This window comes from Tardiphaga sp. 839_C3_N1_4, assembly GCF_051811045.1.
Lineage (GTDB): Bacteria > Pseudomonadota > Alphaproteobacteria > Rhizobiales > Xanthobacteraceae > Tardiphaga.
Genome location: NZ_JBPWQD010000001.1, coordinates 2,081,043 through 2,096,430, shown reverse-complemented (window position 1 = coordinate 2,096,430; position 15,388 = coordinate 2,081,043). Strand labels below are relative to the sequence as shown.

The window sequence follows — 15,388 nt, the reverse complement described above, 5'->3', positions numbered from 1 at the left end:
ACCGTGGAAGGCTTTCGAACGACGGGGACGCGGTGACAACACTGGAAGCGGCCCGTTCCGCAGAATCGGCTGCCGCCAAAGCGTCGCGAATCAGGACCATTTGAGGATAACGCACGGCCTCAGGAACCGTTTGTTAAAAAGTGAGATGCACAACAGAGGACGCATTCCTGAGCAATGATTTCAGCGGGGGTGAGGCAAGATAGCCACGCCGGCGTGTGATCTCGCGAATATGACCGAAATGGGAAGCTTTTTTCCGGAATTGTCTTGAATGCGCCGCTATCCTGCGCGATCTCACAGCATGTTCCGGTTTTTGCTTGAGCTTATACAAGGGCAATGATGATCAAGCGTGTTTTGACGACATTGGCGACCGTGGCTCTCGGTAGCGTCGCGGGTCATTCGCTCGCGGTGGCGCAGGGCTATCCTGTGGGCACGCCAAGCGGCTATTCGATCCCGGCCGACCCCAACTACCCCTCGGGCGGCTATCCGGCCAATTCGCGCGCCGATCGCGCGCTGGACGCCATGCCGGACTTTGACGCACTCGACGAAGATGACGCGCCGCCCTCTCGCGGTGGTCGGCCGATGACGGGGCTGTCCGCGCCCGGAATTGCGCCCCAGAGCCCAGTGATGTCTCCGGATGATCCGCGCTACGGTCGCCCTGCTGGTGCTGCCCCGGTTTATTCCGATCGCGCCATGCCGCAGGGCCCGGTGATGTCGCCCGACGACCCGCGTTACGGTCGCCCGATGGCGCCGCCGGCGGTGGTCTATTCGAACCGTGGCAACGGTGATGGCGCAGTGCGTCCGCCTGAAGGCATGGGCGGGCAGGGTGCCCCTGTGACCGGCTCCGTTCAGGGGCAGGGTCTGGGCGCCAATGGCAGCTCCGTGATGGTGGCTTCATTGCCTCCGGAAGATCAGCCAGAAACCGGTCCGGCGCAGTTGCCGCCGCAGTTCCGCCGGCAGGAAGTCAATTTCGTCACGAAGGAGCCCGCAGGCACCATCGTCGTCGATACGCCGAACTTCTATTTGTACTATGTGCTCGGCAACAACCGCGCGATGCGCTATGGCGTCCGTGTCGGTCGCGATGGTTTCACCTGGAACGGTGTGCAGAAGATCACTCGCAAGGCGGAGTGGCCGGATTGGCATCCGCCGACCGAGATGATCGAGCGTCAGCCCTATCTCCCGCGCTTTATGGCCGGCGGCGAAGGCAATCCGCTCGGTGCCCGCGCGATGTATCTCGGCTCCACCGTGTATCGTATTCACGGCACCAACCAGCCGTCGACCATCGGCAAGTCGGTGTCGTCGGGCTGCTTCGGCATGCTCAACGACGACGTCTCGGATCTGTTCGAGCGTGTCAAGGTCGGTACCCGCGTGGTGGTAATGCCGGGCAAGGCTCCGGCAACGACCGCCTCCGCGCAGCCGGTGCCCGGCCCGAGCGCCAGCGCTGCTCCAGCGCCACTGCCCGGTACCCAGCCGACATCGGTTCAGCCGCTACCGGCTCCGGTGAGCATTCGCTGATTTCTTTCAGCTGATTTCAACAAAACGGGCGCCGTGTGATCACACGGCGCCCATTTTCTTTTATGCAGTGAACGCTTGCGTCAGTTGAGCTTGCGGACGGGGGCGCTGTTCAACCAGCCGCCGATGCCCTCGATCATCTCTGCATAGATTCGCTTGTAATTTTCGGCGGTGACGTAGCCGAGATGCGGCGTGATCACCACGTTGTCGAGCTTGCGCAGCGGGCTGTCGAGCGGCAGTGGTTCATGGGAATAGGTGTCGACACCTGCACCGGCAATTTTCCCGGCCTGCAAGGTCTCGAGCAGTGCGACTTCATCCACGATCGGGCCGCGTGCTGTGTTGATGAGATAGGCGGTTGGTTTCATGCGTGCGAGATCCGCCCGTGACACCAATCCGCGCGAGCGATCACTCAGCACGAGGTGGATCGTAATGATGTCGGCCTGGGCGAACAGTTCTTCCTTGGTCGCGTAGGTCACGCCGGCTTTTTCGCAGGCCTCGGGCGTCAGATTGGTGCTCCAGGCAATGGTCTTCATGCCCAACGCGCGGCCGATGCCAGCGACCTGACTGCCGAGCTTGCCGAGGCCGATGATCCCGAGCGTCTTGCCTTCGATGTCCTCGCCGACCGTCACCTGCCAGGGCTTGCCCGCCTTCATGCGTGCGTTTTCAAAGCCGATCTTGCGGGTCAGTTCCAGCATCAGGCCGATCGTCAGGCCGGCCGTCGGATTGCCCACCATCGCGGTACCGCAGACGGTGACGTCATGAACCTTGGCGGCTTCAAAATCGATCGCGGCATTGCGCATGCCGGAAGTGATCAGCAGCTTGAGTTTCGGCAGCGCCTCGAACATCGCGCGCGGAAATGGCGTACGCTCGCGCATGGCGCAGATGATTTCGAAATCCTTCAGCGCTGCAGCCGCTTCGTCCGCTGAGGCGAACGGCTTGTCGAAGACGGTGATCTCGATGCGGTCGGCGAGTGCGCTCCAGTCACCAAGCGTCAGAGCCACGTTCTGGTAGTCGTCGAGAATTGCACAGCGCAGCCGCGTCATGGGATCGTCCATCCGGTGTGGTGATGACGGCAGGTGAGGCCGTCAGGGGATGGACACATTGCGCGCCTCGCGGGCGCGCGCAAGCGTCTGCATCGTCGGCGGCAGTGCGATCAGCTTAATGTGAGGGCGGGACAGGCGCGGACGGGTCCTTGGCGCGACAGGCGGGGCCTGGGCCGCGCATGTAATGCTGCTCGGGCCGGTAAGGATCGAAGGCCGCGACGAAGAACAGCTGCCAGAACGTCCGGATTTCGTGGAGTAGGCCTGGGCGCGCCGCGCGGGTTTCGGCGGCGGCGGGAGAGGGGACTGATGTAATGGTTGCCATGACGAGGCTCCGCCTGTCTGCCCGCGACTTCAGTCGCGAGGGGCATGATTGATCGCCCTGCCAGCACTCTTGGCGGAAGTCGTTAAAAAGCGGTTTTAATTGTCACAATGGCTGCCTCGAAGAAGTGCAGAGTTACCAAATCCTTAAGACCCCCGGTTGCCCTTTCGGGGCCACGCCGCTACATCAGCCACAACCCATTTTTCACGCCCGCGACGGTTTTCAAGGATCACGATGGCTCGCCAATTCGTCTACTTCATGCAGGGTCTGACCAAGGCCTATCCGACCCGCAAGGTGCTGGATAACGTCCATTTGTCATTTTACCCGGACGCCAAGATCGGCGTGCTCGGCGTCAACGGCGCCGGTAAGTCGACGCTGCTCAAGATCATGGCGGGCCTCGACAAGGAATACACCGGCGAGGCCTGGGTCGCGCAGGGCGCCCGCGTCGGTTATCTCGAACAGGAACCGCAGCTCGATGCGTCTTTGAACGTCCGCGAGAACGTCATGCTTGGCGTCGCCAAGCAGAAGGCTGTTCTCGATCGCTACAACGAGCTGGCGATGAACTACTCGGAAGAGACCGCTGACGAGATGACCAAGCTGCAGGATGAGATCGAGGCCCAGGGCCTTTGGGATCTCGACAGCAAGGTCGACCAGGCGATGGACGCGTTGCGTTGTCCGCCTGACGATGCCGACGTAACCAAGCTCTCCGGTGGTGAACGCCGTCGCGTCGCGCTCTGCAAGCTACTGCTCGATGCACCCGAACTGCTGCTGCTCGACGAACCGACCAACCATCTCGACGCCGAATCCGTGTCGTGGCTCGAAGGCCATCTGCGCAACTATCCGGGTGCGATCCTAATCGTGACCCATGACCGCTACTTCCTCGACAATGTGACGTCCTGGATTCTCGAACTCGATCGCGGCCGCGGCATTCCCTACGAGGGCAACTACTCGTCCTGGCTAGTGCAGAAGCAGAAGCGTCTGGCACAGGAAGGCCGCGAGGACGCAGCCCATCAGAAGACTCTGGAACGCGAGCAGGAGTGGATCGCCTCGTCGCCCAAGGCACGTCAGGCCAAGTCGAAGGCGCGCTACCAGCGTTATGACGAGCTGCTCAAGAAGGCCAGCGAGAAGCAGACCCAGGGTGCGCAGATCACCATTCCGGTGGCCGAGCGCCTCGGCGACAACGTCGTCGACTTCGAAGGTCTCACCAAGGCCTATGGTGATCGCGTGCTGATCGACGATCTGACCTTCAAGCTGCCGCCGGGCGGTATCGTCGGCGTGATCGGTGCGAACGGCGCCGGCAAGACCACGTTGTTCAAGATGATCACCGGCCAGGAGAAGCCGGACAGCGGCACGATCACCGTCGGTGAGACCGTTCATCTCGGTTATGTCGATCAGTCGCGCGATGCGCTCGATGGCAAGAAGACTGTCTGGGAAGAAATCTCGGGCAATAACGAACTGATCCTGCTCGGCAAGAAGGAAGTCAATTCGCGCGGCTACTGCTCGTCGTTCAACTTCAAGGGCGGCGATCAGCAGAAGAAGGTCGGCGCATTGTCCGGCGGTGAACGCAACCGCGTGCATCTCGCCAAGATGCTGAAGTCCGGCGCCAACGTGTTACTGCTCGACGAACCGACCAACGACCTCGACGTCGACACGCTACGTGCGCTGGAAGAGGCGCTGGAAGACTTCGCCGGTTGCGCCGTGATCATCAGCCATGACCGCTGGTTCCTCGACCGTATCGCGACCCATATGCTCGCTTTCGAAGGCGACAGCCATGTCGAATGGTTTGAAGGCAACTTCCAGGACTACGAGAAGGACAAGATGCGTCGTCTCGGGCAGGATTCGATCATCCCGCATCGCGTGAAATACAAGAAACTGACGCGCTGAGGAGAACTCTAAAATGGCCGACTGGAGCGCGCAGCAGTATCTGAAGTTCGAGGATGAGCGAACCAGGCCGGCACGGGATCTGCTCGCGCAGATTCCGCTTCTCGATGCCCGCAAGGTCGTCGACATCGGCTGCGGGCCTGGCAACTCGACGGAGCTTCTGGTCAATCGCTGGCCCGACGCATCGGTCATCGGTGTCGATACGTCGGCCGATATGCTGCGACAGGCACGGGAACGTCTGCCCGCGCAGACGTTCATCGAGGCCAATATCGCCCATTGGGTAGCGCCGGCCGGCTCCGATGTCTTGTTTGCCAATGCCGTGTTTCAGTGGGTGCCGGATCACATCAAGCAGCTGAAGCGTCTGGTCGGTGCCTTGCCTGATGGAGGCGTGCTGGCCGTACAAATGCCGGACAATCTCGACGAGCCCTCGCATATCCTGATGCGCGAGGTCGCCTATCTCGAGCCGTGGCGCGCGCAGCTCTCGAAGGCTGCGGAGATGCGTGACTCATTGCCGAAACCCGGGGCCTATTACGATGCGCTGCAGCCACTGTGTTCACGCGTCGAGATCTGGCACACCGTCTACAATCATGCGCTCGCCGATGCCGCCGCCATCGTGGAATGGGTGAAGGGAACGGGCTTGCGTCCGTTCGTCGACCCGCTCGAGCCGCCGGAACGCAAGGCTTACATCGCTGAGTATACCGCGCGCATCGCCGCGAGCTATTTGCCGCAGGCGGATGGCAAGGTTCTGCTGAAATTTCCGCGGATCTTCATCGTCGCTGTCAAATAGCTGATGCGGCCAGTTGCCGCGCATTCACGACATCATCGCGTCCAGTACGCGCCGCTATAAGATCGGCGCTTCCATTGCATTCCGATTCGACCCATAGCGAGCCCCCATGTCCATGACGCCAGAAACGCCATTGCCACCCAGAGGAAAAGGCGGGGCGATGCGACCGATTCCTGCGCTGATTTTTGGCTCGCGCTGGCTGCAGCTGCCGCTCTATATCGGCCTGATCGTGGCGCAGTGCGTCTATGTCGTGTTGTTCCTCAAGGAGCTCTGGCATCTCATCGCGCACTCGTTCGACTTCAGCGAACAGCAGATCATGCTGGTCGTGCTGGGTCTGATCGACGTTGTGATGATTTCCAACCTGCTGGTGATGGTGATCGTCGGCGGTTACGAGACCTTCGTGTCGCGGCTTAATCTGAACGGCCATCCGGACGAGCCGGAATGGCTCAGCCACGTCAATGCGAGCGTGCTGAAGATCAAGCTGGCGATGGCGATCATCGGCATCTCGTCGATCCATCTGCTGCGCACCTTCATCGAGGCCGGCAATCTGGGCAGCACCAGCGCGCGCACGACGAACTACACAGAGACCGGCGTGATGTGGCAGACCATCATCCACATAGTGTTCATTCTCTCGGCCGTCGGCATTGCCTATGTCGACAAGCTCTCGAACGGAGTTGCTTCGCATCCGCCAGAGAATGGTCACGGCAAGCACGGCCATGGAGGCCACGCGCATTGAAGATGAAGCCGGGCATGTGGACGACACTGCGACCGCTCTCAGTCGTCGTTGTCCTGTGCCTGGTGATCATTCCGGTTCATTCGTTTGCTGCACCTGACGCCGGCTTCACCACCTTCATTGCTTCGCTCTGGCCCGAAGCCCAACAGGCTGGCGTCTCGCGTAAAACCTTCGATGAGGCCACACGCGGGCTGGAGCCGGACTACAAGCTTCCGGATCTCATTCTGCCCGGCCGTCCTGCCACCGGTGCGCCGTCGCAGGCAGAATTCGTGCAGGTGCCTGCGGATTATGTGAAGGAGGCCAGCGTCATCCGGCTGGCGGGCGAGGGGCAGCGGCTGTTGCAGAAACACCGCGCGACACTCACCGCCATCGAGCAGCGCTTCGGCGTGCCGGCGACAATCATTCTGGCGATCTGGGGGCGCGAGACGGATTACGGTCGGTATGCGTTGCCCTATGACGGCATTCGCGTGCTGGCGACGCAAGCCTATGTCGGCCGCCGCAAGGACCAGTATCGCGGCGAGTTCATCGCGGCATTGAAGCTGATCGAGCGCGGCGACGTATCGCGCAAGGATCTGCGCGTGTCCTGGGGCGGCGCGACGGGGCTCACGCAATTCCTGCCGTCGGAACTGGATAAGCACGGCGTCGATTTCGACGGCGACGGCCATGTCGATATCTGGAAGTCGGTGCCGGATGCGCTGGCATCAGCGGCGCAGCAACTCACCAACAAGGGTTGGCAGCGCGGTCTGCGCTGGGCCTATGAAGTGCGTGCGCCGGCCAATGCCGACTGTACGATGGGTGTGCCAGAAGTCACCCGGCCGATTGGGGAGTGGATTCGTGCCGGCTTCATTCCGGTCCGTGGCGAGAAGCTCAGCGCGGCGGAGCAGGCGCAGCCGGCGTCGCTGCTGCAGCCGGAGGGCATCTATGGCCCGGCCTTCCTGACAACGAAGAACTATTTCGTCATCAAGGAATACAATTTCTCCGATCTCTATGTTCTGTTCGTCGGCCATCTCAGCGACCGGATGGCCAATGCGCAGCCCTTTGCGACGCCGTGGTCGGCCTCGAACCAGTTGCGCAGCACCGATGTCGAGGCCATGCAGCGGCACCTGACGAAGCTTGGTCTCTATGCCGACAAGATGGACGGCAAGGCCGGCATGAAGACGCGCGCCGCGCTCGGCGCCTATCAGAAGTCAGCGGGCCTCAAGGTCGATTGCTGGCCCAGCGAGACGGTGTTGCGCGCGATGAACGCAAGATAGTCGGGCCTTCAATCGCCCAACGAAAAACCCGGCCGCGTAAACGGCCGGGTTTTGAATTTGGATCGTGCGCACGAATGCGCGGTCGTCAGGTCAGATCAATCGCAAACTTCGACCGGGCGCGAACGCCAGACGCCACGATATTCGTCCCAGACGCGCTGGCGGACGACACGGCATTCCGGTTCGACATACACCGGAGCGGGGGCGTAGCCGTAGCCATAGGCCGGAGCCGGACGGCTGGCTGCAATGGCGCCACCGAGGAGAGCGCCACCGATCAGGCCACCGGCAACGCCAGCGGCGATGCGGCCACCGTCGGCCTTTGCGGCAGGCGCAACAGCAACCAGCGAACCGGCAACCGTCGCGGCGGCGAGCAAGGCGGAAATCGTCTTCTTCATCTCAAGTCTCTCCAGAAGGGCGCCGCAAGCGACGCACGGTTAAAGGTCTACTCACGCTGCGATTCGAACTGGCGGTCTCACTTAGAAGCGCCCAACCGTCAATTCGATGTAAACGTTAGCCAGTCAGTGATCCGAAAAAGCGGTTTTTTCGGGCCATTGCAAGCATCACGCACTGGAAATGTCGTAGGTTTCCGATGCGTGACAGGAGATCACAGTGATCTCAGAGATCACATGATCCCGCGATCTCAGCCGCACACGCGGACGCGGCGAATGCGCCAGCCATAGCCGTCCCAGAAACGCTGACGTTGCCAGAAACAGTCGCCGTAATAGCCCGGGCCGGCCACATAGGCAGGACGGCCGTAATAGCCGTAGCCGGGACCGTAATAGCCGGGACCATAGTATCCCGAGCCGGCAGCGATCGCGCCGCCAAGCAGGGCGCCGCCAATCAGACCTGCAGCCACCGCGCCACCGCCGCCATGTCCACGCCAATGCTGCGCGCTTGCCGATGTAGGAGCCATGGCGGAAACGGCCAGGGTGGCAACGGCGGCAATGGCCATCAGAGTTTTCTTCATGGCATTCCCTTTCTCAATCGGGCTTCGCTCACACATAGCGCTGCCTGACGCGAAAAGTTTCATACTTCACTTGAATGATCAATGAACGGGACCGCGCGATCCAGGTTACATCTTGATATTAAAGCCATTCCGGACGGAGGTCCGTAACCCTCCCCAAGGGCATGCCGCGGCGCAGGCGGTTGCTGGATAGGGGCATTCTGTCGGCTAGCCGTCTTCTGATCACGGGCTTGCGAGCGCTCAGACGAATTTTAGATTCGTTCCAATTTCTTCCATGCGATCAGTAGTTTGGAATAGCTTCAAAGTCGGCGTTTTCCTTTTGCATCGGGTCGGCCTCTTCCATATCCAAGAGGGGTCCTGACCTGCGAGTTCGCCTTCATCTCATGATCGTTTGTTCCTGCAACGTCTTTTCCGACCATGATGTCCGTAGTGCCGTTGCCGGAGCGCGTCCGCCGCGTACGCCGGGGCAGGTCTATGGATGCCTCGGCTGCAGCGCCCAGTGCGGACGGTGCGTACGGACGATCAAGAAGATCATGGACGAAGCGCTGGGCGCTTGTGCCAAATCCTGCTGTGCCGGCTGTCCGCATACGGCGGCTCATGGGCAGTCTCACACCGAGACTCATGCGCATATCGAACTGGCAGATATTGCCTCGATCGAAGCGGCAGCCTAAGCTCTTATAAATTCTACAGCTTTCCAGCTTTTTCACGCCCCTTGCCGAATTGGGCAAAGAAGGGTTGTCCTGTTGTTGAATCTGATTTAGAAGGATTCTAAATTTAGATGAGGGCCTGTTTCGGACGGGTTCGGCAGACAGGAGAACATCATGAAGGGCGACCCGAAGGTCATCGAATTCCTCAACAAGGGCCTGCGCAGTGAGCTCACAGCGATCAGCCAGTATTGGCTGCACTTCCGGCTCCTGAATCACTGGGGATTGGTCGACATGGCCAAGATGTGGCGCAAGGAATCCATTGAAGAGATGAATCATGCGGATCGTTTTACCGATCGCATTCTCTTCCTGGACGGCTTCCCGAACATGCAGGTTCTCGATCCGTTGCGCATCGGCCAGACGGTCAAGGAAATCATCGAATGCGATCTGGCCGCCGAGATTGGCGCCCGCACGCTTTATGAAGAAGCCGCCACCTATTGCCATGGCGTCAAGGATTACGTCTCGCGCGATCTGTTCGAAAAGCTGATGAAGGACGAGGAAGGTCACATCGACTTCCTTGAAACCCAGCTCGATCTGATCGAGCGGATCGGCATCGATCTCTACACCCAGAAGCACATGGGTGGCCTTGAGAGCGAGTTCTGAGCCTGGATCGTTTGTGGCGGCTCAATAGACGCCGGACAATGTCGTCCGCCCCTGTTCCGGCAGGGGCGGTTTCGGCATATCGCATTTCGCGAATGCCGCACGGATCGCCGCAGTCGATCCCTCCAGCGGATATTCGACGGCTGTCCGGCCGCCGTTGATCGACCTGATCCGGACATAGAGTGTCTTCGCGCCGGCAAGCTCGCTGACGAAGGTTGCGATTTCCGCCTTGTCTTCGATGACGATGATCTGGTTTCCCCGCACGACCCGCGAGCCAACGTCGTCGTGACCAGGTTTTCCATCGAAGCGATAGCCGAGCACCGTGTTGCGGTTGCTGCCGATCTTGAAATCAAAGGCGAAGCGGATCAGCGGCGCGCCATCGATGCATGTCAGCAGCAATGACGAGACGCGTGGAAAATCCACATTGCTGTTTGATGCTTCGGCAAAGACATAGGCGCTCGGTAGTTCGGCCCCGGTAATGCGGTCGATCTGGTGCGGGATCAACCATTCGCCGGCATAGGTTTCGTCCCGTTCCGTCACGAATGGATCACGCACGCAGCCGCCTAGGATGAGGCCCGCGACCGTCATCAACTGGATCAACGCAACGCCACGCACAACGCTCTCCCCAAGCGTCGTGATTATACAACCTTAGGTGATAATTTCAAATAGAGGTTGTGCGTGGATGGCCGCGGCTGCCGGCGCTCCTTTTGGATCCGGACGAGGCTGACGAGCTACAACTGCTGGCGATAGGCGACGTCGATCTGTTCCTGGGTCATCGGTTCACCGAGTTTCGTCTGGTCGTGAACCATTTCGGAGATGCTCGGCATCACCGAGCGCTTCACCTGCACCTCAGGCGACCACAGCTTCGAACGCATCAGTGCCTTGCCGCAATGAAAATAGGCTTCGGTCACGGTGATGCTCAACACTGCGCGCGGGAGCTTGCCGAACTCTTCCATCGACGCCATCAGTTCCGGATCTTTAATCAGCCTGGCGACGCCACTGACACGCAAGGTGTCGTCGATGCCCGGAACGAAGAAGATCAGCTGCACATGGCCGCTGCCGGCCATCAGATTCTGGAACGTATCGATGCGATTGTTGCCAGGACGATCCGGCATCTGCAGCTCGGTCGGCGAGGCAATCCGAACGAAGCCGACGCCGCCACCGCGCGGTGAGGCGTCGACGGTGCCGTCCGGGCCCGACGAGGCCAGCACGCAGAACGGGGATAGCGAGATGAACTTGCTGGAATGCATGTCGAGCGTCGGTCGCGCCTTGGCGATCACGCGCGGATGCGGCGTTGGATAAATGGTGCGGAGTTCGTCTGCTGCGACGTCGGTCACGTCTGCTCTCCCGATGCAATTTGATGGTGCAAAACTAGCATGCTGGCGCCTCGCGGAAAAGTCGCGCAGACAGCACCGCAACCGACGCCGGAGTCACCATGTGAATCCCTAACGTATGCTGCTTGCTGATTTGGCCCGTTCGCTATGGGCCTGTGGCGTCTTTGTGTGGCTCGGGCCAATCGATGACGCCGGCCCACCAACGCAACCGCGTGCGTGTCACGAGTGCAAGCGATGCTGCAATTTCAATGACGCCGCTGGCGATGATGAGTTCGCGTGCGAAGGGCGCCCAGGCGGGCGTGATGAGCAACAACTTCTCCGGCATGGCGAGATACGGAATGCCGGCGCCATTGGACGCGTTGACGTCAGTCGGATCATTCACCTGTCTTCGCGATCAGGCCTTGTCGATGATGTGGGTGTTGGGACGATCACTGCCCGAGGCAGTTTCCTCGTGCCACTGCCCTTTTTCGTCCTCATAGGCAATCACCTCGGTGCGTCCCGGCACTCTCTGCTCGGCCGCGGCGCGCTTGGCGGCTGCGCTGGCGAGTGCGTGCGTCGCATACGGCTCGGAGAAGACGGCGCCAACCTTATAGGCCCAACCGCCATCATGCTCGACGATCACATAGGTCACTTCCGTCATATCAGTCTCTCTTCATCCTGTAGTGCCCGCGGCGAGGTGACGGCGAGGCCAGAATGACCTAACGCGCCGCGCGCAGAATTAGCCTCAAATTGGGCCCGATTGCCTGTGGATTGCAAGGCCGCACCCTGGCACCGTTTCGTGATCGTTATCACACGGCGTCAGCTGGAACGAAACAGCTGATGATGATCTCGCCGCGATGGCGCACATACCAGACGACGGCTTCGCCGACGGGGTTGCCGCGATCGCGGATCACGGCGCGCGTCGGCACCTCCGTCCATATGCCTTCGATCGGCACCCAATAGGCGCCGTTGCGGACGTCATATTCGGTGCGATGGCCGTCGGAGATATCGCAACACGGCACGCCATTAGGGCTGATGACGCTTTTGAACCAGTTCCGGATATCGTCGGGCACATCGTTGAACTGGCCGCGATCGATGGCGTGAGCGGTCGTCGCCATCACGGTGAGGGCTGCCAGCAGCACCACTTGAATCAATCCCCGCATGCGAACCTCACATCGGTGTTGCATCACGCGCGGACGCCGGGTGCCGCACGGGACGACTCGGATTCTTGCGATGATTAAGCCCGAGCTATGGCGGCGATGCCTGCCCAAAAATTATACCCGGAGCGACGAACTGGGGATCGCTGCGCTGCAGTATCGATCTGTTGGTCTGCTGGGTCATGGTGCCATGCTAGCATCTGTGTCAAGCGGCCTGATCAAATGGCTGCGCCGGGGAGGATGACGATGCCCAGCCGTTCTATGCGCGCGTTGTGCGCTGCTGCTGTTGTGACATGTGCTTCGCTTGCTGCCGTGACCGCGTTCGCCGCCGATTATCCTGCGCCAAAACAGGGCGACTGGATCGCGAAGGATTTCAAGTTTCATACCGGCCATGTGATGCCCGAGTTGAAGCTGCATTACACGACAGTAGGTGAGCCGAACGGCCAGCCGGTGCTGGTGCTGCATGGCACCGGCGGTTCGGCGCTCAACATGTTGACGCCTGCTTTTGCGGGCGAGATGTTCGGCGCGGGCCAGCCGCTCGATGCCACGAAATACTACATCATCATTCCCGATGCGCTCGGCCACGGCAAATCATCGAAGCCCTCTGACGGGATGAAGACAGCATTTCCGAAGTACAATTACGACGACATGGTCGATGCCCAACACCGGCTGCTGATCGAAGGGCTTGGCATCAAGCATGTGCGGATGGTGATCGGCAATTCCATGGGCGGCATGCATGCCTGGATCTGGGGTACGAAGTATCCTGATGTGATGGACATCCTGGTGCCGATGGCGTCGCAACCGACCGAGATGAGCGCGCGAAACTGGATGATGCGGCGCATGATGATCGAGACCGTGCGTGCCGATCCGGATTACAAGGGCGGTAACCACACATCGCAGCCTGGCATGATAAAATTTGCTAGCGTGATGTATGGCATCGCAACAGCTGGCGGCACGCTGGCCTATCAGATGCTGGCGTCGACCAGCGAGGCCGCCGACAAGAATGTCGATGACCGGCTCAAGGCGCCGTTTGTCGCCGATGCAAATGATTTCATCTATCAGTGGGAATCGTCGCGCGACTACAATCCATCAGCAGGTCTGGAGAAGATCACATCCGTCGTGCTCGCGATCAACGCTGCCGATGACGAGCGCAATCCGCCGGAGACCGGGTTGATGGATGCCGCGCTGAAGCGGATCAAACATGCGAAACTGCTGCTGATCCCGGCGAGCACCGAGACCCGTGGTCATCTCACCACGAGCGGTGCGAAATTCTACAAACAGCAATTGCAGGAGTTGCTGCAGACCGCGCCGCAGCGGACCATGTAGGCGAGGGCAGGACGGCACGGACCATGTCCGTGCCGCTTTGGGGGACGATGCGTCAGTCGTCCTTGTTCTTGTGTTTGCGCTTCTTCTTTTTCTTCTCGCCGTCATTGTCGTCAGCCGGCTCGTCGGTTGCTGTGGTGTCGGCTTCGATCAGCGCAGCGACACGCTCGACGACTTCCTGCTGCTGCTCAAGCCGCAGGGCTTCCTCGCGCTCCTGCGCTTCGCGTGCGCGCATCTGGCGGTGGTCTTCCCAGGCATCGAACACCATGTGCAGCCACGGCATGATCTGCTCGAGGGTTGGCAGCGTGCCGGGAGGACCCTGTTCGCCGCGCGGCCCGGCTTCACCCTGCACGCCGGGTTTGCCCTGAAGGCCCTGTTCACCCCGTGGTCCCTGCGGCCCGGCCTTGCCCTGTGGTCCGATCGGACCGGGCTTGCCGTCGGCGCCAGCCTTACCATTGACGCCAGCCTTGCCCTGAGGGCCTGCTTCACCGCGCTTGCCCTGCGGCCCCGGCTTGCCATTGGCGCCGGCTTTGCCGGCCAGGCCCGGCTTGCCCTGCGCGCCTTCCGGCCCCGGCCGTCCGGGATGGCCTTGCGGGCCGGGAAGCCCCGGTTCGCCGCGGGGGCCGCGTAATCCGGTTTGGCTGATCGTATCTTTTGCCACGCCTCACACTCCGTATTGATTCTGTCCGGCCGCTTTTAACAGGGGATGGATGACGGCTTCAATTCGCCGCTGCTGCCATGGCACCACAGACATTGCCGGTTGCGCTTCACCACATGCGGACTAGCATCGGCTGTCGCTTGACCTGCTGGCACCCGCGCAGTTTGGCGTGGCGGCGAACAGAAAATCAGGGAGGAGAACATGCGGAGAGGGCAGGTTCTGCGGTTGCTGTGCGGCGCGGTAGCGCTGCTGGGAGCACCGTCGCCGGCCGCGGCTGCCGGACAGCTCGCCGTCGCGGTGGCCGATTTCGACTATAGCGACACGTCCGGCGAGGAGGCTGACCAATCCGCGCAGCATCGCGACCGCATGACCATCTTTGCTGCACTGCTGCGCGACGGACTGGCGCAGCGCGACTACCGCGTGGTGCGCCCCGCCTGTCCGCAGCCCGCCTGCACTGCCGTCAGCATGGCGCCCGACGATCTCGTCGCCGCAGCGCGGCGCGACGGCGCGCGTTACCTGGTCTATGGTGGCATCCGCAAGATGAGTACGCTGGTGCAATGGGGCGAGGTGCAGTTGTTCGATGTCGAGCGCGAGCAGCTGGTGATGCGTCGCGCCGTCACCTTCCGAGGCGATACCGACACAGCGTTCCGCCGCGCCGCCGATTTCGTCAGCGAGACGGTGAAGGATGCGATGGCCGGCCGATGAGCGCCCTCACGGTAGCGAAGCCACACACTCGATCTCGATCAGCATCGCCGGATTGGGCAGCGCCTGAACCACGCAAGTGGTGCGCGCCGGATAGGGCGGTGGTCCGAAGGCTTCGGCATACAGAGCATTCATGGGAGCCACGTCGGTCGCGCGCGTCAGCAGCACGTTGACTTTGACGAGGTGCGAGATGTCGGTGCCGGCATCCTTCAGCACCCGTTTGATCGTGCGCACCACAAATCCGAACTGCGCCTCGAATTGTTCCGGCAACTGGCCATCAGCGTCGAAGCCGGGAATGCCGGAGACGAACAGGAGATCGCCGACCCGCGCCGCATAGGAAAGCGGCGGCGCCTTGATTCGGGGAGGGGGCGGGAAGTGCTGGATGGGCATGATCAGGCCTCGCGCTCATGTGTGACGAGGCAGCGTAGCAGGTCTACGCAAGGTGCGC

The 15,388-nt window shown here is 61.2% G+C and carries 20 protein-coding genes; 9 read left to right on the top strand and 11 right to left on the bottom strand.

The window, feature by feature from the left end:
• Positions 1 to 333 precede the first annotated feature (333 nt).
• The gene (locus AB8A38_RS10150; RefSeq protein ID WP_439085881.1) at positions 334 to 1,512 is read left to right on the top strand and encodes a L,D-transpeptidase family protein; all 1,179 of its coding nucleotides are present in this window, start codon (positions 334 to 336) and stop codon (positions 1,510 to 1,512) included.
• Positions 1,513 to 1,592: 80 nt separating this feature from the next.
• Here the strand turns inward: AB8A38_RS10150 and AB8A38_RS10145 are convergent, their stop codons facing one another.
• Both AB8A38_RS10145 and AB8A38_RS10140 read right to left on the bottom strand, forming a co-directional pair.
• Positions 1,593 to 2,552: a D-2-hydroxyacid dehydrogenase family protein gene (locus AB8A38_RS10145; protein ID WP_315841278.1), complete on the bottom strand. Its 960-nt coding sequence runs from the start codon at positions 2,550 to 2,552 to the stop codon at positions 1,593 to 1,595.
• Between the two features lie 115 nt (positions 2,553 to 2,667).
• A complete protein-coding gene (locus AB8A38_RS10140) occupies positions 2,668 to 2,874 on the bottom strand; it encodes a hypothetical protein (protein WP_439085880.1) in 207 nt (68 codons plus the stop codon).
• A 231-nt stretch (positions 2,875 to 3,105) separates the two neighbouring features.
• Here AB8A38_RS10140 and ettA point away from each other — a divergent pair, with 231 nt between their 5' ends.
• From ettA to AB8A38_RS10120, 4 genes are all read left to right on the top strand, one after another.
• On the top strand, positions 3,106 to 4,755 hold the full coding sequence (gene ettA, locus AB8A38_RS10135; RefSeq protein ID WP_089267386.1) for an energy-dependent translational throttle protein EttA: 1,650 nt from the start codon (positions 3,106 to 3,108) through the stop codon (positions 4,753 to 4,755).
• 13 nt (positions 4,756 to 4,768) lie between these two features.
• Positions 4,769 to 5,539: a trans-aconitate 2-methyltransferase gene (gene tam, locus AB8A38_RS10130; RefSeq protein ID WP_439085879.1), complete on the top strand. Its 771-nt coding sequence runs from the start codon at positions 4,769 to 4,771 to the stop codon at positions 5,537 to 5,539.
• 106 nt (positions 5,540 to 5,645) lie between these two features.
• Entirely contained in the window at positions 5,646 to 6,272 is a 627-nt protein-coding gene (locus AB8A38_RS10125; RefSeq protein WP_315841281.1) for a TIGR00645 family protein, read from the top strand.
• Positions 6,273 to 6,286: 14 nt separating this feature from the next.
• Positions 6,287 to 7,522 (top strand): lytic murein transglycosylase, encoded by a 1,236-nt coding sequence (locus AB8A38_RS10120; RefSeq protein WP_439088490.1) that lies wholly within the window; start codon positions 6,287 to 6,289, stop codon positions 7,520 to 7,522.
• 95 nt (positions 7,523 to 7,617) lie between these two features.
• On the opposite strand, the gene AB8A38_RS10115 is transcribed toward AB8A38_RS10120, so the two are convergent.
• On the bottom strand, positions 7,618 to 7,914 hold the full coding sequence (locus AB8A38_RS10115) for a hypothetical protein (RefSeq protein WP_068732235.1): 297 nt from the start codon (positions 7,912 to 7,914) through the stop codon (positions 7,618 to 7,620).
• Between the two features lie 245 nt (positions 7,915 to 8,159).
• The gene (locus AB8A38_RS10110) at positions 8,160 to 8,486 is read right to left on the bottom strand and encodes a hypothetical protein (RefSeq protein ID WP_093760596.1); all 327 of its coding nucleotides are present in this window, start codon (positions 8,484 to 8,486) and stop codon (positions 8,160 to 8,162) included.
• 380 nt (positions 8,487 to 8,866) lie between these two features.
• On the opposite strand from AB8A38_RS10110, the gene AB8A38_RS10105 reads away from it, so the two are divergent.
• Both AB8A38_RS10105 and bfr read left to right on the top strand, forming a co-directional pair.
• On the top strand, positions 8,867 to 9,154 hold the full coding sequence (locus AB8A38_RS10105) for a (2Fe-2S)-binding protein (RefSeq protein ID WP_068732239.1): 288 nt from the start codon (positions 8,867 to 8,869) through the stop codon (positions 9,152 to 9,154).
• Positions 9,155 to 9,304: 150 nt separating this feature from the next.
• Entirely contained in the window at positions 9,305 to 9,790 is a 486-nt protein-coding gene (bfr, locus tag AB8A38_RS10100) for a bacterioferritin (protein ID WP_068732242.1), read from the top strand.
• A 21-nt stretch (positions 9,791 to 9,811) separates the two neighbouring features.
• Here bfr and AB8A38_RS10095 read toward each other — a convergent pair whose 3' ends face one another.
• The 5 genes from AB8A38_RS10095 to AB8A38_RS10075 all read right to left on the bottom strand — a co-directional run bounded on the left by AB8A38_RS10095 (position 9,812) and on the right by AB8A38_RS10075 (position 12,263).
• Positions 9,812 to 10,402 carry a hypothetical protein gene (locus AB8A38_RS10095; protein ID WP_315841283.1) on the bottom strand — a complete coding sequence of 197 codons (591 nt, stop codon included), beginning with the start codon at positions 10,400 to 10,402 and terminating at the stop codon, positions 9,812 to 9,814.
• 116 nt (positions 10,403 to 10,518) lie between these two features.
• Positions 10,519 to 11,124 carry an MSMEG_1061 family FMN-dependent PPOX-type flavoprotein gene (locus AB8A38_RS10090; RefSeq protein WP_068732246.1) on the bottom strand — a complete coding sequence of 202 codons (606 nt, stop codon included), beginning with the start codon at positions 11,122 to 11,124 and terminating at the stop codon, positions 10,519 to 10,521.
• Positions 11,125 to 11,266: 142 nt separating this feature from the next.
• Positions 11,267 to 11,503 (bottom strand): hypothetical protein, encoded by a 237-nt coding sequence (locus AB8A38_RS10085; protein ID WP_439085878.1) that lies wholly within the window; start codon positions 11,501 to 11,503, stop codon positions 11,267 to 11,269.
• Positions 11,504 to 11,515: 12 nt separating this feature from the next.
• Positions 11,516 to 11,761, bottom strand: a complete 246-nt coding sequence (locus AB8A38_RS10080; RefSeq protein ID WP_439085877.1) for a DUF2188 domain-containing protein — start codon at positions 11,759 to 11,761, stop codon at positions 11,516 to 11,518.
• A gap of 148 nt (positions 11,762 to 11,909) precedes the next feature.
• Positions 11,910 to 12,263, bottom strand: a complete 354-nt coding sequence (locus tag AB8A38_RS10075; RefSeq protein ID WP_439085876.1) for a hypothetical protein — start codon at positions 12,261 to 12,263, stop codon at positions 11,910 to 11,912.
• A 255-nt stretch (positions 12,264 to 12,518) separates the two neighbouring features.
• On the opposite strand from AB8A38_RS10075, the gene AB8A38_RS10070 reads away from it, so the two are divergent.
• Positions 12,519 to 13,583: an alpha/beta fold hydrolase gene (locus tag AB8A38_RS10070; protein WP_439088489.1), complete on the top strand. Its 1,065-nt coding sequence runs from the start codon at positions 12,519 to 12,521 to the stop codon at positions 13,581 to 13,583.
• Positions 13,584 to 13,635: 52 nt separating this feature from the next.
• Here AB8A38_RS10070 and AB8A38_RS10065 read toward each other — a convergent pair whose 3' ends face one another.
• Entirely contained in the window at positions 13,636 to 14,241 is a 606-nt protein-coding gene (locus tag AB8A38_RS10065; protein ID WP_439085875.1) for a collagen-like protein, read from the bottom strand.
• A gap of 198 nt (positions 14,242 to 14,439) precedes the next feature.
• On the opposite strand from AB8A38_RS10065, the gene AB8A38_RS10060 reads away from it, so the two are divergent.
• On the top strand, positions 14,440 to 14,943 hold the full coding sequence (locus AB8A38_RS10060; RefSeq protein WP_439070782.1) for a DUF2380 domain-containing protein: 504 nt from the start codon (positions 14,440 to 14,442) through the stop codon (positions 14,941 to 14,943).
• Positions 14,944 to 14,949: 6 nt separating this feature from the next.
• Here the strand turns inward: AB8A38_RS10060 and AB8A38_RS10055 are convergent, their stop codons facing one another.
• Complete coding sequence (locus AB8A38_RS10055; protein ID WP_439085874.1) at positions 14,950 to 15,330, bottom strand: RidA family protein; 381 nt, start codon at positions 15,328 to 15,330, stop codon at positions 14,950 to 14,952.
• Positions 15,331 to 15,388 lie beyond the last annotated feature (58 nt).